20 protein-coding genes are annotated in these 19,407 nt (G+C 63.6%); 3 read left to right on the top strand and 17 right to left on the bottom strand.

What is annotated here, in order from left to right; genetic code table 11:
* Positions 1-1,190: adenylate/guanylate cyclase domain-containing protein (locus WA904_RS04300; RefSeq protein WP_425195888.1), on the top strand; the 1,190-nt coding region annotated here is incomplete at its 5' end.
* 99 nt (positions 1,191-1,289) lie between these two features.
* Here the strand turns inward: WA904_RS04300 and WA904_RS04295 are convergent.
* A complete protein-coding gene (locus WA904_RS04295; protein ID WP_425195887.1) occupies positions 1,290-2,027 on the bottom strand; it encodes an ABC transporter ATP-binding protein in 738 nt (245 codons plus the stop codon).
* A gap of 79 nt (positions 2,028-2,106) precedes the next feature.
* Here WA904_RS04295 and WA904_RS04290 point away from each other — a divergent pair, with 79 nt between their 5' ends.
* Both WA904_RS04290 and mnmH read left to right on the top strand, forming a co-directional pair.
* Positions 2,107-2,739, top strand: coding sequence for an arylesterase (locus WA904_RS04290; RefSeq protein ID WP_425195890.1), 633 nt, complete (start codon positions 2,107-2,109; stop codon positions 2,737-2,739).
* Positions 2,736-3,791 carry a tRNA 2-selenouridine(34) synthase MnmH gene (gene mnmH / locus WA904_RS04285; protein WP_425195886.1) on the top strand — a complete coding sequence of 352 codons (1,056 nt, stop codon included), beginning with the start codon at positions 2,736-2,738 and terminating at the stop codon, positions 3,789-3,791. The genes WA904_RS04290 and mnmH overlap by 4 nt, the downstream gene beginning before the upstream one ends.
* A gap of 152 nt (positions 3,792-3,943) precedes the next feature.
* On the opposite strand, the gene WA904_RS04280 is transcribed toward mnmH, so the two are convergent.
* The 16 genes from WA904_RS04280 to WA904_RS04205 form a co-directional block, all read right to left on the bottom strand.
* Positions 3,944-4,117 (bottom strand): hypothetical protein, encoded by a 174-nt coding sequence (locus WA904_RS04280; protein WP_425195885.1) that lies wholly within the window; start codon positions 4,115-4,117, stop codon positions 3,944-3,946.
* Positions 4,118-4,144: 27 nt separating this feature from the next.
* A complete protein-coding gene (locus tag WA904_RS04275; RefSeq protein ID WP_425195884.1) occupies positions 4,145-5,332 on the bottom strand; it encodes a PLP-dependent transferase in 1,188 nt (395 codons plus the stop codon).
* 175 nt (positions 5,333-5,507) lie between these two features.
* Positions 5,508-6,032, bottom strand: coding sequence for a phosphoribosyltransferase (locus WA904_RS04270; RefSeq protein WP_425195883.1), 525 nt, complete (start codon positions 6,030-6,032; stop codon positions 5,508-5,510).
* Between the two features lie 85 nt (positions 6,033-6,117).
* Positions 6,118-7,458, bottom strand: a complete 1,341-nt coding sequence (locus WA904_RS04265; protein ID WP_425195882.1) for an adenylosuccinate synthase — start codon at positions 7,456-7,458, stop codon at positions 6,118-6,120.
* A 56-nt stretch (positions 7,459-7,514) separates the two neighbouring features.
* Positions 7,515-8,729 carry an ATP phosphoribosyltransferase regulatory subunit gene (locus tag WA904_RS04260; protein WP_425195881.1) on the bottom strand — a complete coding sequence of 405 codons (1,215 nt, stop codon included), beginning with the start codon at positions 8,727-8,729 and terminating at the stop codon, positions 7,515-7,517.
* A 130-nt stretch (positions 8,730-8,859) separates the two neighbouring features.
* Positions 8,860-9,048 (bottom strand): DUF2065 domain-containing protein, encoded by a 189-nt coding sequence (locus tag WA904_RS04255; RefSeq protein WP_425195880.1) that lies wholly within the window; start codon positions 9,046-9,048, stop codon positions 8,860-8,862.
* Between the two features lie 9 nt (positions 9,049-9,057).
* Positions 9,058-9,960 (bottom strand): protease modulator HflC, encoded by a 903-nt coding sequence (gene hflC / locus WA904_RS04250; protein ID WP_425195879.1) that lies wholly within the window; start codon positions 9,958-9,960, stop codon positions 9,058-9,060.
* A 9-nt stretch (positions 9,961-9,969) separates the two neighbouring features.
* Positions 9,970-11,391 (bottom strand): FtsH protease activity modulator HflK, encoded by a 1,422-nt coding sequence (gene hflK / locus WA904_RS04245; protein ID WP_425195878.1) that lies wholly within the window; start codon positions 11,389-11,391, stop codon positions 9,970-9,972.
* Positions 11,392-11,433: 42 nt separating this feature from the next.
* Entirely contained in the window at positions 11,434-12,615 is a 1,182-nt protein-coding gene (hflX, locus tag WA904_RS04240) for a GTPase HflX (protein ID WP_425195889.1), read from the bottom strand.
* Positions 12,612-12,863 carry an RNA chaperone Hfq gene (gene hfq, locus WA904_RS04235; protein WP_425195877.1) on the bottom strand — a complete coding sequence of 84 codons (252 nt, stop codon included), beginning with the start codon at positions 12,861-12,863 and terminating at the stop codon, positions 12,612-12,614. Before hfq ends, hflX begins: the two co-directional genes overlap by 4 nt.
* 68 nt (positions 12,864-12,931) lie before the next feature.
* Complete coding sequence (gene der, locus WA904_RS04230; RefSeq protein ID WP_425195876.1) at positions 12,932-14,275, bottom strand: ribosome biogenesis GTPase Der; 1,344 nt, start codon at positions 14,273-14,275, stop codon at positions 12,932-12,934.
* 170 nt (positions 14,276-14,445) lie between these two features.
* Complete coding sequence (bamB, locus tag WA904_RS04225) at positions 14,446-15,600, bottom strand: outer membrane protein assembly factor BamB (RefSeq protein ID WP_425195875.1); 1,155 nt, start codon at positions 15,598-15,600, stop codon at positions 14,446-14,448.
* Complete coding sequence (locus WA904_RS04220) at positions 15,597-16,307, bottom strand: YfgM family protein (RefSeq protein WP_425195874.1); 711 nt, start codon at positions 16,305-16,307, stop codon at positions 15,597-15,599. Before WA904_RS04220 ends, bamB begins: the two co-directional genes overlap by 4 nt.
* Positions 16,308-16,359: 52 nt before the next feature.
* Entirely contained in the window at positions 16,360-17,667 is a 1,308-nt protein-coding gene (gene hisS / locus WA904_RS04215; RefSeq protein ID WP_425195873.1) for a histidine--tRNA ligase, read from the bottom strand.
* 8 nt (positions 17,668-17,675) lie between these two features.
* A complete protein-coding gene (ispG, locus tag WA904_RS04210; protein ID WP_425195872.1) occupies positions 17,676-18,950 on the bottom strand; it encodes a flavodoxin-dependent (E)-4-hydroxy-3-methylbut-2-enyl-diphosphate synthase in 1,275 nt (424 codons plus the stop codon).
* On the bottom strand, positions 18,950-19,407 hold a 458-nt coding region (locus WA904_RS04205; protein WP_425195871.1), incomplete at its 5' end, for a DUF4115 domain-containing protein. The genes ispG and WA904_RS04205, both read right to left, overlap by 1 nt.

Here is a 19,407-nt window from a genome sequence, read left to right as displayed (position 1 = left end):
CACCCGACACCCGGAGCGGCCCCGACAGCGACGTGCTGGCCTTTGCCGCCAACGCACGCTCCTTCCCCGGCAGCAGCGCCGAAAACCTGCGCAAGAACGTGCTGGGCACGGTGATGTTCCTGGACCTGGTGGCTTACTCGAAACATTCGATCGACCAGCAGGTGGCACTCAAGGAGCGTTTCAACGAGCTGATGACCAAGGCCCTCAAGGGTGTGGCCGAGGCCTCGCGCATCGTGATCGACACCGGCGACGGCGCGGCCACCTGCTTCCTCGGCGACCCGGAGGAAGCGCTGCAGTCGGCGCTGCTGCTGCGCGGCCTGTTGCTGCAGAAGTATGGCCAGATGTTGTCGGTGCGCATCGGCCTGCACCTGGGGCCGATCCGCATGGTGTTTGACATCAACCAGCGCGTCAACGTGGTCGGAGATGGCATCAACGTGGCGCAGCGCATCATGGATTTCGCCCAGCCCAACCAAATCGTGGTCTCGCGGGCTTATCACGACGTGATCGCCTGTATCACCGACAACGCCGCCACCCTGTTCAGCCCGCTGGGGCCGCACCTGGACAAACACCTGCGCTCGCACGACATCTATGCCGTGCTGGACCCTAAGTCGCGGCCGGTGCCGGCGGCGCCGCAGGGCAGCAGCGAATTCGAAAACACGGCTTCTTTTGCGGCACTGGCCACGCTGACACCGGAAACCGCAGCCGAAATCGAGGCGGAACTCGCCCGCAGCATCGGGCCGCTGGCCCGGGTGCTGGTACAGAAAGCGCTGCCGCGCAGCGTCAGCGCCCAGGGCTTGCGCCAGCTGCTGGCGGTGTCAATTCCCGACCCGACGGCGCGTGAATTGTTTGTCACCCCGAAAAACCAGAAGACACAGCCCGCGCCCGATTCCGGCGCACGCAGCGATTGGGGCGCCTTGAACCCTTTCAGCCGTCCGCGCGCCGACGTCAGCCGGCCCGTCAGTTCACGCTCGGGCCCCAGTGTGCCCCTTTCCTCGCCTTACTTCAGTGCCGAGCAACTGGCGCAGATCGACAAGGCCTTGAGCCAGTTTATCGGGCCTCTGGCCAAAATGATCATCAAAAGGGAGGCTGCCCGGCATACCTCGCTGGAAGCGTTGCTGAAAGCGCTTGCCGTCGAGGTGGATCGTCCGGCGGACCGCGCGAAATTCCTGGCGGCGACGCACAAGCTCTAGTGCAGTGCGGCACTGGCAGTGAGCTCGTCGGCCTGTGGTTCGCTCCTCTATTGATAGCTGCTTGCGCCCGCTCATGAAGGGCTAGAGGCCTGTTTCACCTCAAGCGGCGACCACCTGACCGGCTTCGATCGTGATGCGCCGCTCACAGCGGGCAGCGATGCCGGGGTCATGCGTCACCAGCACCAGCGTGGTGCCCAGCTCCTGGTTGAGCTCGAACATCAGCGCCATGACTTTTTCGCCGGTGGCAAAGTCCAGGCTGCCGGTCGGCTCGTCGGCCAGCAGCACCGCCGGCTGCACCACAAAGGCCCGGGCCAGCGCCACGCGCTGCTGCTCGCCGCCCGACAACACCTTGGGGTAGTGCCCCAGGCGCTCGCCCAGGCCGACACGCTTGAGCATTTCGGTGGCCTGCGCCCGCGCATTTTTGGCCCCCGACAGTTCGAGCGGCAGCATGACGTTTTCCAGCGCATTGAGGTTGCCCATGAGCTGGAAGCTCTGGAACACAAAGCCTATTTTCTGGGCGCGAAGTGCGGCGCGGTCGTCTTCGCTGAGCGCAAACAGGTCCTGCCCGGCCAGTTGCACCGTGCCCTGGGTCGGCGTGTCCAGGCCGGCGATGATGGACAGCAGTGTGCTTTTGCCCGAACCGGAAGCGCCGACAATGGCGGCAGTCTCCCTGGCCGCCAGTGCGAAATCAATATCGCGCAAAATGGTCAGGGTGCCGGTCGAGTCGCTCACGCTCTTGAAAACATGCTCGACGGAAATAATTGCAGAAGAACGGTCTCCCGCCGATGCCAATGAGGCCGGTAGTGCCGGGGAAACAGGAACAACGGGTTCAAACATGCCAGCCTTATCGGATATTTTGGGATTCCAGCGCCCTGACTTTACCAAGCCCGGTCTGCGCGCGGGCCTGCTGGGCCTGATGCTTGGTATTTTCATGCTGGTATTGCCGCAAAACGGCCTGACCCAGACAGCCGCCAAACCCGGTGCCGGCGGCGGCCCGGTCATCCTGGTGGTGGGCGATTCGCTGAGCGCGGAGTACGGCCTCAAACGCGGCAGCGGCTGGGTCAGCCTGATGGCGCAGCGCCTGGCCAGCGAAAAAATCCCGGCCAGAGTGGTGAATGCCAGCATCAGCGGCGACACCACCTCGGGCGGCCGTTCGCGCCTGGGCGCCCTGCTCGCCCAGCACAAGCCCGGCGTGGTCATCATCGAGCTGGGCGGCAACGACGCCTTGCGCGGCCTGCCGCTGGACATGACCGAAGGCAACCTGCGCGCCATGACGCAGGCGGCGCAAAAAGCCGGCGCCAGGGTCCTGCTGGTGGGCATGCAGGTGCCCCCCAACTACGGCAGTGTTTACGCAGCGAAATTTTCGGGGCTGTTTGCGAAGGTCGCAAAAGACAGCAAGGCTGGGCTGGTGCCCTTCCTGCTCAAGGGCGTGGCAGACACCGGCGACGCCAACGGCATGTTCCAGGCGGACCGGATCCACCCGACCGAACAGGCGCATACCCTGATGCTGGCCAATGTCTGGCCCGAGCTGAGAAAACTCCTCAAGTGAGCGTCGAGCGCATCTCCGCCGAAGAGGCTCTGGACCGGCTGGCCGATTTCTCCACCGTCATCGACGCCCGCAGCGAAGGCGAATACGCTGAAGACCACCTGCCCGGTGCCGTGAACTGGCCCAGCCTGCGTGACGAGGAGCGCAAGATCGTCGGCACGAAATACAAGCAGATCAGCCAGTTCGAAGCGAAAAAGCTCGGTGCGGCGCTGGTGGCCCAGAACATCGCGGCCCACATCCAGCGCGAGGTGCTGGACAAGCCGCGGGAATGGCAGCCGCTGGTGTATTGCTGGCGCGGTGGCAAGCGCAGCGGCTCGCTGGCCCTGATCCTGGACCAGATCGGCTTCAGGGTGACCCTCGTTGACGGCGGCTACAAGGCCTTCCGTGCGGCACTGGTGGCTGATCTGCCTTCCCTGGCGGCACGCCACCAGTTCCGGGTCGTATGCGGCCCCACCGGTGCCGGAAAGACCCGCCTGCTGCAGGCCCTGGCGCAGCAAGGTGCGCAGGTGCTGGACCTGGAAGCGCTGGCGAACCACCGCAGCTCGGTGCTGGGCCTGATCCCCGGCGTGGCGCAACCGAGCCAGAAGGCCTTTGACAGCCTGATCTGGGCCGTCCTGCGCGGCTTTGATGCCACGCGCCCGGTCTACATCGAAAGCGAAAGCAAGAAGGTCGGCAACGTCGCCGTACCTGACGGCCTGATCGCCGCGATGCGGGCCAGCCCCTGCCTACGGCTGGACCTGCCCGAGGCCGAACGGGTGGCGCTGCTGCTGGAGGACTATGATTTTTTTGTGAAGGACAGCGCCTTTTTCTGCGAGCGCCTGGCGGCCCTGACCGAAGCGCGCGGCAAGCTCACCGTGCAGGACTGGCAGGCACGGGCGCGCAGCGGCGACCTCGCTTCGGTGGTGCAGGAGCTGCTGGTCCAGCACTACGACCCGGCCTACCTGCAGTCGATACAACGCAACTTCAGCCAGTACGACACGGCCCGGGCGCTGGTGCCGCGCGACCACACGGCGGCGGCCATGCATGAGCTGGCGCAAAGCCTGCTGGCTACCTGAGGCGCCGGCCCCAACAACAAGGCCCCGGAAGAACAGTTGCCTGTCCTTGCGGGGCCTGGTATCGAATACGCTATCAAAAAGAGAGCTGCTTGCGCCCGCTCGTCAAGGGCCAAAGCCCGATTTGATTCAAATTCCCAAGTGTCTGCGGCGCTTCACGGTGCCGCGTCGGGCGGTGGCGCGGTTCCACCGCCCTCTTCGCCCTCAGGCGTGTCGTCATCCGGCAGATCCGGCTTGCCCTCGGCCTTGCGTTTGAGTTTTTCCTCTTTTTTCTTCTTTTTGGCCAGCTCTTTCTGGCGTTTTTCGTAGGAATAATTGGGAGTTGCCACGGCGTGCTTTCTTCAGGGGAATATGTCCTAACTGTACTGCATCAGGGCCAGTGAGTTCGCTAGGTCCGCCTGCAGGTCGGCGACGGCTTCCAGGCCGACCGAAAACCGCACCAGGCCGCCTTTGTAGGGCCAGGGCATGGTCCGGATGGCCGGTACGTCATACGGCGCGCACAGGCTCATGGGGCCGGCCCAGCTGTAGCCCAACTGGAACAGCTGCAGGTTGTCGCAGAACTGGTCGACCTGCGCCTGCGCATAGCCGGGTTTGAACACAATGCTCAGCAGGCAGGCCGCGGCCGTGCAGTCGCGCTGCCAGAATCCATGCCCCGGCGAGCCTTCCAATGCCGGATGCAATACCGCTTCAACCTGTGGCTGCTGCTGCAGCCAGGCTGCCAGCGTGCGCGTCGCGGCGTCCTGCGCGGCATAACGCAAAGCCATGCTGCCCAAGCCGCGCAGCACCAGCTCGACGTCGTTGCCGCCGACGCCGTAGCCCACCCGCATATGGCAAAAATGCACCAGCTGGTGCAGCGCCTCGTCGCGCGTGACGACCGAGCCCATCAACACATCCGCGCCACCGCTCGGGTACTTGGTCAGGGCCTGGACAGAGATGTCGGCGCCCAGCGCAAAGGCATTGAAGGCGATGCCGGCGCCCCAGGTGTTGTCCAGCGCCGTGACGATGCCCTGCGGATGCACATCGCCATGCGCCTTGACAGCAGCCACCAGTGCCGGCAGGTCCGGAAACTCCAGGGTGATTGAGCCTGGCGCCTCGAGCCAGACCAAGCGCGTTCTGGCACTGAGCTTGGCGGCCAGGTCCGCAGGCTGCATGGCATCGTAATAACGCGTGCTGACGCCCCAGGCGGCGAGTTCGTGCTGCGCAAAAGCCTTGTTGGGACCGTAGGCATTGTCCGGCACCAGCACCTCATCGCCGGCCTTGAGCAGCGCCATGTCCACCAGCACCACGGCCGCCAGTCCGCTGGGAACCAGGGTGCAGAAACTGCCGCCTTCCAGCGTGGCGATGCGCTCTTCCAAGGTGAAGGTGGTCGGCGTGCCATGCAGGCCGTAGGTGTAGCCGGTCTTGTGCTTCCAGTCGCGCTGGCGCAGCGCAGCCACGGTCGGAAAAATAATGGTCGAAGCCTTGTGGACGCCGGGCTGGACCGAGTCAAAGCCGGCCGGCGGCTTGTAGGCGTGGTGGATCAATTGGGTGGACTTGTCGCTCATACATCCATGTTAACGGCAGCCCGGATCCGACGCACCGTCCAGACAGCAATCGAGGATGAAGCAGGATTGCGGGATTCCCCGTCAAGCAGGGGCCGCGGGTCCGGCTTCGCCGGCCCGCAGGCGCAGCGGCCCCCTCGGGGGGCAGGAAGCTACACGAAGTGAGCGACCGTGGGGGCTAGACCTTCCACTTCTCCAGCAGCTTCTCGGGGCCCATGCTGTCGTAGCCTTCGAAGGGCTGGTGAATCCACGGATTGGTGGGCAAAAACTCCACCGAGTAATCCGGCTGGAAGGTCGACACGCCCTTGGTCCAGATCACGGCGCTGCGCAGTTCACTGATGGGCTTGTAGTTGTTGCGCAGCTGGTGGATCACGGCATTGAGCGTGTGGCCGGTGTCGGCCAGGTCGTCCACCAGCAGCACCTTGCCGGCGATCTCGCCCTTGGGCGTGGTGATGAAACGCGCAATGTCGAGGTTGCCCTGCACCGTGCCGGAGTCGGCGCGGTAGGAGCTGGTGGACATGATGGCCAGCGGCTTGTCGAAGATGCGCGACAGGATGTCGCCGGGCCGCATGCCGCCACGCGCCAGGCACAGGATGGTGTCGAACTGCCAGTCGGACTGGTGGATCTTGATCGCCAGTTTTTCAATCAGGTTGTGGTACTCGTCATAACTGACATAGAGATGCTTGCCGTCTTCCGTCAACATGAAAATGCTCCTGATTCAATAGCTGGCTGCGCCCGCCCTGATTGGGCTTGAGCGCTATTTGACTGAAAAATTTTCGCAAAACCGTTCAGGCTGCAAAGGGGTTGCGCAGCAGAATGGTGTGGTCGCGGTCGGGACTGGTCGAGATCATGTGGATGGGTACGCCGGTGACTTCCTCGATGCGATGCAGGTAACGCTGGGCCGCGGCCGGCAGCTTGTCGTAGTCGGTCACACCGACCGTGCTCTGGGTCCAGCCCGACAGGGTTTCGTAAATCGGCTTGCAGCGGGCAATCTCTTCGGCACCCATGGGCAGGATGTCGGTGATGTGGCCGTCGAGCTCGTAGCCGGTGCACAGCTCGAGCTGGTCGATGCCGTCGAGCACATCGAGCTTGGTGATGCACAGGCCGGACAGGCCATTGACCTGCGCCGAACGCTTGAGCAGCGCGGCGTCGAACCAGCCACAGCGCCGGCTGCGCCCGGTGGTCACGCCTTTTTCAGCGCCCACGGTGCTCATGTGATAACCCGGGGTTCCCGGCTTTTCCCAGTCCAGCTCGGTCGGGAACGGGCCGCCGCCCACACGCGTGCAGTAGGCCTTGGTGATGCCCAGGATGTAATGCAGCATGCCGGGGCCGACGCCGGCGCCCGCGGCCGCATTGCCGGCCACGCAGTTGCTGGAAGTGACGAAGGGATAGGTGCCGTGATCGACGTCGAGCAATGTGCCCTGCGCGCCTTCGAACAGCAGGTTGGCACCTTCGGCGTTGGCATCGTTGAGTTCACGCGACACGTCGGCCATCATGGGCTTGAGCAGCTCCGCATGGCGCATGGCTTCGTCGTACACCGGCTGGAACTCGACGGCCGGCGCGTTCAGGTAACCGGTCAGCACGAAATTGTGCAGGTCCAGCAGCTCGCGCAGCTTGGCTGCAAAACGCTCCGGATATTTGAGGTCCTGCACACGCAGGGCGCGGCGCGCAATCTTGTCTTCATAGGCCGGGCCGATGCCGCGGCCGGTGGTACCGATCTTGACTGTACCGCCGGTTTCGCGGCGCGTTTCGCGTGCCACGTCGAGTGCCACATGGAAAGGCAGGATCAGCGGGCAGGCTTCGCTGATGCGCAGGCGCGAACGCACCTCGACACCGGCTTTTTCAAGGCCTTCGATTTCCTCGAACAGCTTGGCGGCCGAGAGTACCACCCCGTTGCCGATGTAACACTTCACGCCGGGGCGCATGATGCCGCTGGGAATCAGGTGCAGGGCTGTCTTGATGCCGTTGATAACCAGCGTGTGGCCGGCATTGTGGCCACCCTGGAAACGCACCACGCCCTGCGAGCTTTCGGTCAGCCAGTCCACCAGCTTGCCCTTGCCTTCGTCACCCCACTGGGTGCCCACAACCACCACATTGCGGCCGGCGGTTGCGGCTGTTGTCTTTGTCATCTTCAGTTCACTCTTTAAGGATTGTTGCGGGATGCAGGGATGGTTCGCGGCGCCGTTCAGGCCGGCGTTTTACCCAGCGGCTGGACCTGCCACTGGCCGGCAATGTTGGCCAGTTCGCGGTCGCAGTCAAATTCATCAACTTCGTGTTCATGGCCCGGCAGGACGCAAGCCACGGTTTCCCCGCCGGCGCGCAGCCTGGCGATGGCCGCGCGCAGGCCGGCTTCTTCGCCCCAAGGCGCACGGATGGCGGGTCGCAGGGGTTTCGGGGTCAGCACGCTGACCAGTTCCTTGAGGTCCAGGCTGAAGCCGGCAGCTGGCCGGTTGCGCCCGAACACGGCGCCGACCTCGTCATAACGGCCACCGCGCACCAGCTCGGCGCCTAGGGCACCGTCACGCTGGCCGTGGCCGTAAATGGCAAAACGGGTACCGCTGTAGTAGGCATAACCGCGCAGATCAGCCAGATCGAAACCAATCTTGACGCCGCCTGAGAGGTTGGCCACATGGGTCGCCAGCCACTTCAGGTTCTGCAGCGCCTTCAGCGCTTCGGGCAAGGCCTTGAAGGCTTTTTCGGCTTCCGCCAGCACCTTCTCGTCGCCATAAAACTGCAGCAGTGCCAGCAGTCCCTCGCGTGCCGCAGCGGGCAATTCGCCGTTCAGACTGGTCGTCAGGCTGGCCAGCTCGCCGGCGTCCTTGCTCGCCAGGGCGGCATGAATACGCGCCAGCATGGCGGCGCTGACCTTCGCGCCGGCCAGCAGGCTGCTCACGATGCGCACGTCGGCCATGTCCACCGACAGCTTCGTGACGCCGGCGGCCGTCAGCCCTTCCAGCGCCAGCAACTGGGCTTCGAGGTCGGCCTCGAGGCCGGCATGGCCGTAAATTTCGGCGCCGAACTGCAGCGGCTCGCGCGTGGCATGCGGCCGGTCAGCGCGGGTGTGCAGCACCGGGCCGCAGTAACACAGGCGGGCCACGCCCTGGCGATTGAGCAGGTGCGCATCAATTCGCGCCACCTGCGGCGTTGTGTCGGCGCGCAGACCCAAGGTACGGCCGGAGAGCTGGTCCACCAGCTTGAAGGTCTGCAGGTCCAGCGCCTCACCGGTGCCGGTGAGCAGGGATTCGAGGTGTTCGAGCAGCGGCGGCATGACCAGCTCGTAGCCGTAGCTGCGCGCCGTGTCCAGGAACAAACGGCGCAGCTCCTCGATGTGACGCGCCTCGGAGGGCAGGACATCGGCAATTTGATCCGGCAATTGCCATGATGACGACCAGGCGGGCATGTATTTATCGTGGGCTGTTAAAAACAGGATTTTACCGGGCTTGAGGCCCGGTTTTCGGCCAGGAGGCCGCCGGATGCAGCCACAGGGCAGGAAAAATCTAGGGAGCGGACTGCCTGCCGGAAGGCAGCCTTCAGATGAGAAAGGCGATCCAGGCCAGGCCGGCCGCGATGCTGCACAGGCCAAAAAAACGGATCTGGCCGTCACTGAGCTTGAGGATCTGCTCGAACATGCCGCGCCAGCCGCGCGGCGAGAACAAGGGCAGCAGACCTTCAATCACCAGCATCAGGGCCAGTGCCTGCCAGATCGTGCTGCTGTCCAAGCGGCGCCGTTATTTTTTGCTGGCCGGTGCCGAACCGCTGCCGGAGCTGCGCATGGCCTTGAAAAAGTCGGAGGATGGATCAATCACCATCACGTCGCCCTTTTTGTCGAAGCTGGCCTTGTAGGCGTCCAGGCTGCGATAGAACTGGGCAAACTGCGGGTCACGGCCAAAAGCATCGTTGTACGCGGCAGCGGCCTGTGCGTCTCCTTCACCCTTGATTTTCTGCGCGTCACGGTAGGCATTGGCAATGGTGACCTCGCGCTGACGGTCGGCATCGGCGCGGATCTTCTCGCCCTCGGCGGCACCGGTGGAGCGCAGCTCGTTGGCAACCCGCTTGCGCTCGGCCTCCATGCGGCGATAGACCGATTCCGTGATGGATTCCACGTAGTCCACACGCGTGATGCGCACGTCGATCACGTCAATGCCCCAGGGTTTGGCGCCACGCACAACTTTCAGCACTTCGGCTTTCACGTCGGCCATCAGGGCCTCGCGTTCGAGCGAGAGCAGGTCCTTGACGGTGCGCTTGTTGATGGCTTCCTGGAAGGCATTGCGCACCACGCGGTTGAGCTGGCTGGCCCCGGCACGTTCATCCAGGCCGACGTTGCGGATGTACTCCGACGGCTGGATGATGCGCCATTTGACAAACCAGTCGATGACCACACGCTGCTTCTCGGCGGTCAGCATCGGCTCTGCGTCGGTGCTGTCCAGTGTCAGCAGGCGACGGTCAATGTACGACACGTTCTGGAACGGCGGCGGCAATTTAAAATTGAGGCCGGGCTCGAGGATGACCTCCTTGATCTGGCCCAACGCGTACACCACGCCAAACTGGCGCTGATCGACCACAAACAGCATGGAGCTGAGCAGGGCCAGCGCCACCAGCAGGGAAGAAGCAATAAATCCAACTCTGTTCACGATGGTTCCTTAGCGGGTTTCGCGTTCGCGGGTGCGGGAAGCGTCGCGGGCACGCGTATCCAGGGGCAAGGTCGACGGCGGCACGGGAAGCGGCGCAGCGGCACCGCTTGACTCCACGCCGGCTACAGCAGGGCCGCCCTGCCCGGTTGCCTGCATGAGCTTGTCAAGCGGCAGGTACAACAGGTTGGATCCCTGGCGCGACTCCACCAGCACCTTGGTCACATTGCTGTAAACCTGCTGCATGGTGTCAAGGTACATGCGGTCGCGCGTGACCTGGGGTGCCTTCTGGTACTCCGCCAGCACGGAACGGAAACGCTGGGCATCACCCTGCGCCTGCGCCACTACCCTGGCCTTGTAGGCTTCCGACTCTTCCTTGAGGCGCGACGCCGAGCCCACCGCACGCGGAATCACGTCATTGGCATAGGCCTGGGCCTCGTTCTTGGCACGCTCACGCTCCTGTCCGGCTTTCAGGACATCGTCAAACGCGGCCTGTACCTGCTCGGGCGGACGCACGCCGCTTTGCTGGAGGTTGACGGCCACCACTTCCACACCTACCTTGTAGCGATCGAGGATGACCTGCGTGAGTGCGCGCACACGCGGCGCAATCTGGTCGCGCTCTTCAGCAAGCGCGGAATCCATCTTCATCTTGCCGACCACCTCGCGCACCGCGGTTTCAGCCGCCTGCACCACCGTGGCGGCCGGATCCCGTGTCTCGAAAAGATAGGCGCGCGCATCGTTCAGGCGGTACTGGACGGCAAACTTGATTTCGACAATATTCTCGTCTTCCGTGAGCATGGCGGATTCGCGCAGCCCGGTGGCCTTGATGATGGTGTCGCGCCCCACATCGACTGAGCGGATCTGCGTAGCCACCACGATTTCATGGCGCTGCACCGGGTAAGGCAGGCGCCAATTGAAACCTGCTCCCACAGTGGAGTTGTACTTGCCGAACTGGGTGATGACCGCCTGCTGGCCCTCCTGCACGATGAAAAAGCCGGTACCGAGCCAGATCAGCACGGCCACGCCGGCAATCAGGCCCACACCGATGCCTGCACTTTTCATGTCGGGCTGGAAACCGCCTGGGCCGCCATTGCCGCCTCCGCCGCCCAGGCCCCCATTACCGCGGCCACGCTGGCCTGCATTTTTGCCGCCGAACAGGCCACCGAGTTTGCGGTTGAAATCACGCCACAACTCGTCAAGATCAGGGGGGCCCTGGTTGGGACCCTGCCCCTGGCCCTGCGGACGGTTCGGTGCCGGTGGCCGCACAGGCGGAACATCGTCGCGGCCGGCTTCCGGCTTGGACTCGTCGGGCGGGGTCTTGTTGTCGTCGTCACGGCCCCAGCGCGGATCGTTCAGATTGAACATTCCTCGGGCGCGTTGCCCAAGCCGTCCTGGCAAGGTCGTCAGCGTCTGTAGCACAGGGTTCAGGTTCATGGAATCGAGCTCACTTTTTTATAACTCCGACATTGTGCCTAATCACGCCACGGCCTCACTGACCCGGGGGCTATCTTCAACGGGCGCTTGCGACGCATGCCGCGCCAGCAACTCGCGCAGCAATGGCAAACCCTCGCCCGTCTGCGCACTGACAAAAACCCGCTCGACACGCCGGCCCGTGTCGGAAAAAGCGTCATTGATCTCGAAACTGTCACTTAACTGCAGCGGCCTGCGCGATTTTTCAAGAGCATCGAGCTTGTTGAACACCAGAATCTGCGGCACATCGGCCGCGCCAATCTCAGCCAGCACGCGCTGGACCTGCTCGATCTGCTCGAGATGATCGGGATTGGCGCCATCGACCACATGCATCAGCAAGTCGGCATCCGCGGCTTCCTGCAGAGTAGCGGCAAACGCATCGACCAGGCCATGTGGCAGGTCACGGATGAAGCCGACCGTGTCGGACAGCGACACCGAACGGGCGGCGTCGCCCAGATAAAGCTGCCGCGTCGTGGTGTCCAGTGTGGCAAACAGCTGGTCGGCGGCATAAGCGCGCGCCTTGACGAGGGCATTGAAGAGCGTCGATTTCCCGGCATTGGTGTAGCCAACCAGGGAAATGGTGAAGGAGTTGCGCCGTTCGCGCTGGCGCCGCTGGGTCTGGCGCTGCTTCTTGACCTTGGTCAGGCGCTCCTTGGTCCGCTTGATGGATTCGCCGATCATGCGTTTGTCCAGCTCTATCTGCTTTTCACCCGGGCCGCCGCGCACACCGGCACCCCCGGTTTGCCGTTCCAGGTGCGACCAGCGCCGGACCAGCCGCGTCGACAGGTATTGCAGGCGCGCCAGTTCAACCTGCAGCTTGCCTTCATGGCTGCGTGCGCGCTGGGCGAAAATTTCCAGGATCAGCAGGGTTCGGTCATTGACCGGCAGGCCGAGTACCCGCTCAAGATTGCGCTGCTGGGCCGGGCTCAGGGACTGGTCGAAGAGGATTTCGCTGGCACCCGTTTCCAGGGCCAGCATCTTGATCTCGTCGGCCTTTCCACTGCCGATGAACAGCGCCGCGTCCGGCGCCCTGCGTTTGCAGACCACACGGGCAACAGGCTGCAGGCCGGCTGTCTGGGCCAGCAGGCCCAGCTCTTCTAGGCCGGCGTCGAAATTGGGGAGGCCCAGATCGACCCCGACCAGAATGGCCAGGGGCGTGACCGCCGGGGAGAGGTCCTGGGAACTCAGCTGGCTGGGCTTTCTTGGGATTCTGCTGCAGCGAAATTGACTGCCCGGCCGGGAACAATGGTCGAAATGGCGTGTTTGTAGACCATTTGGGTGACGGTGTTGCGCAACAGGACCACATACTGATCGAAAGATTCAATCTGGCCCTGAAGCTTGATGCCGTTGACGAGGTAAATCGACACCGGCACATGCTCACGGCGCAAAGTATTGAGGAAGGGGTCCTGCAAAAGCTGGCCTTTGTTGTTGCTCACGATATTTTCCGTGTTCAAGAGTTGATAGGACTTCACCTTACCACAGCCAATCGGCAGCGGCTGTCATCCTAGGCCGAATCTTTGTCTGCGTAGGGGTTGCTGGACGACTTCATCTGGATGCGCAGCGGCGTGCCCACCAGGTCGAACTCCTTGCGGAAGCGCCCTTCCAGAAAACGCTTGTAGGCATCGGTGACGTGTTCCAGGGAATTGCCGTGAATGATGATGATGGGCGGGTTCATGCCCCCTTGGTGTGCATAACGCAATTTGGGGCGGAACATGCCGGCCCGCTGCGGGCTCTGGAACTGCACCGCCTCGAGCAGCAGGCGGGTCAGCACCGGCGTGGACATCTTGCGATTGGCCGAAGCATGGGCCTGGACAATCGATTTCCAGACCGGGCCCAGGCCCTGGCGCTTGATCGCCGAGATGTTGTGGATGGTGGCGAACTTCAGGAAAGACAAGCGGGTTTCAATGGAGCGCTCCAGGATTTCCTTCTGGTAGCTGTCCACCGCATCCCACTTGTTGACCGCCAGCACGACAGCGCGGCCGCTTTCCAGGATGTAGCCAGCAATGTGGGCGTCCTGGTCGGTCACGCCCTGGGTCGCGTCGAGCAGCAAAAGCACCACATTGGCGCTTTCGATGGCCTGCAGGGTCTTGACGACGGAGAATTTTTCAATCGCCTCGAACACCTTGCCCTTGCGGCGCAAACCGGCGGTATCGATCAGCTCGAATTTCTGCCCGGCGCGCTCGAAAGGCACGGAAATGGCGTCGCGCGTGGTGCCGGGCTGGTCAAATGCCACCAGGCGCTCCTCGCCCAGCCAGGTGTTGATCAGCGTGGATTTCCCCACATTGGGGCGCCCGGCGACCGCCAGCTTGATCACAGTCGGGTCGCTCGGCTCGCCCTCCTCGTCCGGATCGGGCAGGTTCAGCGGCTGCAGCGCCATCTCGACCAGGGTGCGCATGCCCTGCCCGTGCGAGGCGGACACCGGCAGGACCTCGCCCAAGCCGAGCTCGAAAAACTCGGACAGCTGCACGCCCTCGGTCATGCCTTCGGCCTTGTTGGCGGTCAGCACTGTCGGCTTGCCCAGCTTGCGCAGGTATTTGGCGATCTCATGGTCCTGGGCATTCACCCCGGCACGGGCATCAACGACAAACACCACCACGTCAGCCTCGGCGACGGCTTGCCGGGTCTGCTTGGCCATTTCCTTGTAGATGCCATCGACCGCCTTGGGCTCGAACCCCCCGGTGTCGATGACGATGAACTCCTGTGCGCCGAGCCGGCCATTGCCGTAGTGGCGATCCCGCGTCAGGCCGGCATAGTCGGCCACGATCGCATCGCGCGACTTGGTCAGGCGGTTAAAAATGGTCGATTTGCCCACGTTGGGGCGGCCGACCAGGGCGATAACAGGTTTCACGAAATAACGATCAAAAGAGGCAACGAAGTGACAAGAGTGGAGGCTGCGTCTCCATCAGCCGGGGCCGCGGAACCGGCTTTGCCGGGCCGCAGGCGCAGCGCCCCTCTTCTTCGCGCAAGGGGCAGCGCACCGCCGAAGGCACGCGAAGTGACAAGCGTGGGGGCCACCATCTATTCAGGTGCGAAGCCGAAAACGGCGCCGGACCGCGTCACCGCAATCAGGACGTTGCCAGCCAGTACCGGAGAGGCGACCACGGGCGAGCCATCTGTCGCGAGCCGGTTCAGCATGGAACCGTCTTCACGCGACAACAGGTGCACAAAACCGGCGGAGTCCCCGATGGCAATCGAACGACCCACCACCAGCGGCGCGCTCAGGTTGCGGTAACGCAGGCGGTCGGTGTTCCAGGCATTTTCACCGTCGGTGCGACGCCAGGCCTGCACCCTGCCGTCGGCTTCGGTGCCAAACACCAGGCGGTCGTCACCATCGATGCCCTGTGCGCCATTGGCTGGCTTGGTCCACAGCAAAGCGCCGCGCTGGGCATCGACACAGCCGACGCTGGCCTGGAAGGCCCGGGCGCAGACGGTGTTGCCGTTGCGGCTGACCGTACCGACCAGGTCCACCAGACGCTCCACATCGTTGATGCCGCGCGGCGAGGCAATCGGGGCTTCCCAGCGGATGCTGCCGTTGAGCGGATTCAGCCCGGTCAGCCGGCCTGCCAGCCCGGCCACCAGGGTGTCGCCAACAGCAAGCATGACGCCCGACTGGCGCAGCACAAGCGGCTCGCTGGGGCGCTGCTGCGACCAGAGCTTGCGTCCGGTCTGGCCGTCGAAGGCATTGACCGAGCGATCGGCGGCGAGAACAAACACGCGGCCACCCGCCACAAAGGGCGAGGTGAATGCCTGAGCGGCAAGCTTCTGGCGCCAGATTTCCTTGCCGCCTGCCAGCGCCACCACTTCATTGGTACGCGTGACCACAGCGGCGACTTTTCCGTCGCTGCCCACGCCAGCGGCGATCGGTGCGCCGACATTCGTGCGCCAGAAGTCGCGGCCGCTGCGCGCATCCAGTGCGGCCACGGTGCCGTCGGTAGCGGCAACCAGGACGGTATCGCCCGAGACGTTCGCCTGCAGCGGGAAGGAAACCTCACCGATGCGCGCCGTCCAGACCTGTTTGGCGGGCACCAGCGCCACCACCGGCTGCAGTTCGGCCGGCTCCGGCTTTTTGGTCGAGCTGCCAAAAAGCGAGCAGCCGCCGAGGAATGCTACCAGAACAATAGCTGCTGGCGCTTTACTGGTATGGGCCAGAGGCCGAAAAGACTTGAAAATCACGGCTTGACCTCCGGGGCGGATGCAGGAGAAGCTGCAGCGGGGACTGCAGTGCTGGACGATGCCGCTGACGGGTTCAGCCCGAGCGCATTGAGTTTGACTTCGACCAGCCGCCGGTACTCGGTACGCTCGTCCATGCCCTTGTAGGCTTTTTCGTATTCAGTCCGTGCTTCAGCTTTCTTGCCCTGGGCGGCGAGGATGTCACCGCGGCGGTCGGCCGCCAGTGCCACAAAGTCCTTGGGAAAGGTACCGGAAAGCAGCTGCAGCGCCTCGTTGTAGGCCTTGGCCTCCAGCAGCAGGCCCGCCAGACGCAGCTTGGCGATAGCCTGGTAACCTTCGTCGGCACTTTTGCCGGCCACCCAGCTCAGGGAGGTCTTGGCGGCATCGATGTTGCCCTTGTCGTAATAGGTTTTGGCAGCCAGCAGCCCGGCTTGCTGGGCGAAGGCCGTGCCGGCAAATCGCTCCTTCATGTCGGCGAGTGCGCGGTCCAGCCGGCTGGCATCACCCGACTGGGCGGCGCGTTCGACCTCGTCGTACATGACGGCGGCCTTGGCCGCCTGATCGCGTTGCCAGTAGTTGTAGCCGTTCCAGGCCGCAAAAGCGCCAAAAACGGCAATCAGGCCCCAGGTGATCAGGTCGCCGTACTGCTTCCAGAAGTGCTTCAGCTCGTCAAGCTGCTCCTGTTCTTCCAAATCGAGATGTTTTGCCATATAGCTCTTCTAGTTCTACCCAAAGATGTGTGCTGATTGTAGGGGGCTGCCGTCAGCTGCCCGCGCGCAGACCCGGCGCCCAGGACGCAACATCATTCAACGGCTGCAGCGTCTGGACCTGTGCAGCATCGGCCTTTTCACCACGCAGGGGTTTGACCGCCACGCGGCCATCGGCCAGTTCGGTTTCGCCAAAAATCAGCGCGAAGCGTGCGCCACTGCCATCGGCCTTTTTGAATTGGGACTTCATGCTGCCCATGCCGTCTGCGCTGCCGGCATGCATCTGGACGTTGACGCCAGCTGCGCGCAGGGCCTCGCAGGCCGCCATGGCGGTTGGCATGATCTCTGCCGATGGCACGATGGCATAGACGTCGGGCGCACTCTCGGGCGGCAGCACGCCGACCGCTTCGAGCAGCAGCAGCATGCGCTCCACACCCATGCCCCAACCCACCGCGGGCGTGGGCTTGCCGCCCAGCTGTTCGAACAGGCCGTCGTAGCGGCCACCGCCGCAAACCGTGCCCTGCGAACCGAGCTTGTCGGTGATCCATTCGAACACCGTGAGGTTGTAGTAGTCCATGCCGCGCACCAGGCGCGGATTGATGCGGTAAGCCAGCCCCGCGGCGTCAAGCACCGCGCGGACTGCACTCAGGTGCGCAAGCGAAGCCTCGCCAAGAAAGCCCATGAGCTGCGGGGCCGCTTCGACGACCGCCTGCAGCGCAGGATTTTTCGTATCCAGGATACGCAGCGGGTTGCTGTGCAACCGGCGCTTCGCGTCTTCGTCCAGCACATCGGCATGCGCCTCGAAATGCGCAATCAGTGCCGCACGGTGTGCCATGCGCTCGTTCGGCTGGCCCAGGCTGTTCAGTTCGAGCCGCACATGCTCCATCGGAATGCCCAGATCACGCAGCAACGCGCGGCACATCAGGATCTGCTCGGCGTCCACATCGGGCCCGGCAAAGCCCAGCGCTTCGACGTCAATCTGGTGAAACTGGCGGTAGCGCCCTTTCTGCGGCCGCTCGTGACGGAACAGCGAAACGGACGACCAGACCCGCTTGGGCCCGTTGTACAGCGCGTTGTGCTCAATCATTGCGCGTACGATGCCGGCGGTGGCCTCAGGGCGCAGCGTGAGCCTGTCGCCATTCATCGAGTCCACAAAGGAGTACATCTCCTTTTCAACGATATCGGTCACTTCGCCCAAGCCGCGCACGAACAGCGCCGTCGGCTCGACGATCGGTGTACGGACGTTGGCGTAAGCATAACGCGCCATCAGCGTGCGTACCTTGGCCTCAAACCATTCCCAGCGCGCCGAATCGGGCGGCAATATGTCGTTCATGCCTTTGACGGCAGTTATTTTTTCAGCCATGAGGTGGTTCAGGCGACTTGGGCGACGGCTTGCGTGCCAAAGCGCTTTTCAATGTAGTTTTCGACAATCACGCGGAACTCCTGGGCAATCTGGTCGCCGCGCAGGGTCACGCTTTTTTCGCCATCGATATAGACCGGCGCGGCCGGTGCTTCGCCGGAGCCGGGCAGGCTGATGCCGATGTCGGCATGTTTGCTTTCGCCGGGACCGTTGACAATGCAGCCCATCACCGCGACTTTGAGTTTTTCAACGCCAGGATATTGCGCGCGCCAAACTGGCATCTGCGCACGCAAAAAGTCGTCGATCTCCTTGGTCAGTTCCTGGAAGGTGGTGCTGGTCGTGCGACCGCAGCCGGGGCAAGCCGTGACGCTGGGCACAAAACTGCGCAGTCCCAGTGCCTGCAGGATTTCCGATGCGATCAGCACTTCCTGGGTACGCGCCTCGCCGGGTTGCGGGGTCAGGGAGACACGAATGGTGTCGCCAATGCCTTCCTGCAGCAGCACGGCCAGGGCGGCGCTGGAAGCCACCGTGCCCTTGGTGCCCATGCCAGCCTCGGTCAAGCCCAAGTGCAGGGCGTAACGGGACCGCTTTGAGAGTTCACGATAGACCGAGATCAGGTCCTGCACGCCACTGACCTTGCAAGACAGGATGATCTGGTTTTTATCCATGCCCATTTGTTCGGCCAGCGTGGCAGAGTCAATCGCCGAAGTGATCAGGGCTTCATACATCACCTGTTTGGCGTCCCAGGGTTCTGCACGACGGCTGTTTTCGTCCATCAGGCTGACCAGCAGCTCCTGATCCAGGCTACCCCAGTTGACCCCTATGCGTACCGGCTTATTCCAGCGCATGGCCGCTTCGATCATCTGGCCGAACTGCCTGTCGTGCTTGTCGCCTTTACCGACGTTTCCGGGGTTGATGCGGTACTTGGACAGCGCCTCGGCACAGGCCGGGTAGTCGGTCAGCAGCCGATGGCCGTTGTAATGAAAGTCGCCGATCAGGGGCACGTCGATGCCCATGCGGTCGAGCTGTTCGCGGATGTACGGCACCTGCGCCGCAGCCTCCGGCGTATTGACCGTGATGCGGACCATCTCCGAGCCGGCAATGGCAAGCTCCTTGACCTGGATGGCCGTTCCGATAGCGTCCACCGTGTCGGTATTGGTCATGGACTGCACGCGCACCGGCGCATCGCCGCCCACCGTGACCACGCGCGAGCCCCAGACCACACGGGCCTGCGAGGAAACGCGCGCCTTGGGCGCAGCCGATTCAACAGGAAAGCACGACGCCACTATTTCACCTCAAAACGGGCAACGTTGTCTTTGCGTACCGGGTTCAGATCAAAAGCCTTCCCGCGCACTTCAACAAGTGTGGCGTCGGCCCGGCCGACAACTGCAGACAACGGCAAAACGCCAGACGCGCCTACCTGCTCTCCGGCTGCCAGGGTGCGGCGAACAACAACGGTACCCCGGGCATCGGTGACTTCCACCCAGGACTCGCCCTTGGCCCGGAACACGATGATGCCGGCCGGCGCAGGCTGGGCCGCTTCTGCCACCACAACCGGCGCAGCCGGGCCGGAGACAGGCGGTGGTGGTGCGGTTGCGGCAGACAGCTGGGGTGCCAGTACCGGTGCTGCCGGTATTGCGACGGGAGCGGAAGGCTCGGCAGGCTTGTTACTTTCTGGCAGGTCGGTTTTGGCCATGATCTCCCCGGACGGCCCACCCTGGGGCGCTGCGGGCGCGCCGACGG

This window comes from Polaromonas sp. (assembly GCF_049790275.1).
Taxonomy (GTDB): Bacteria; Pseudomonadota; Gammaproteobacteria; order Burkholderiales; family Burkholderiaceae_C; genus Polaromonas.
The sequence above is the reverse complement of the archived record's forward strand: the minus strand, read 5'-3'. Positions and strand labels throughout refer to the sequence as shown.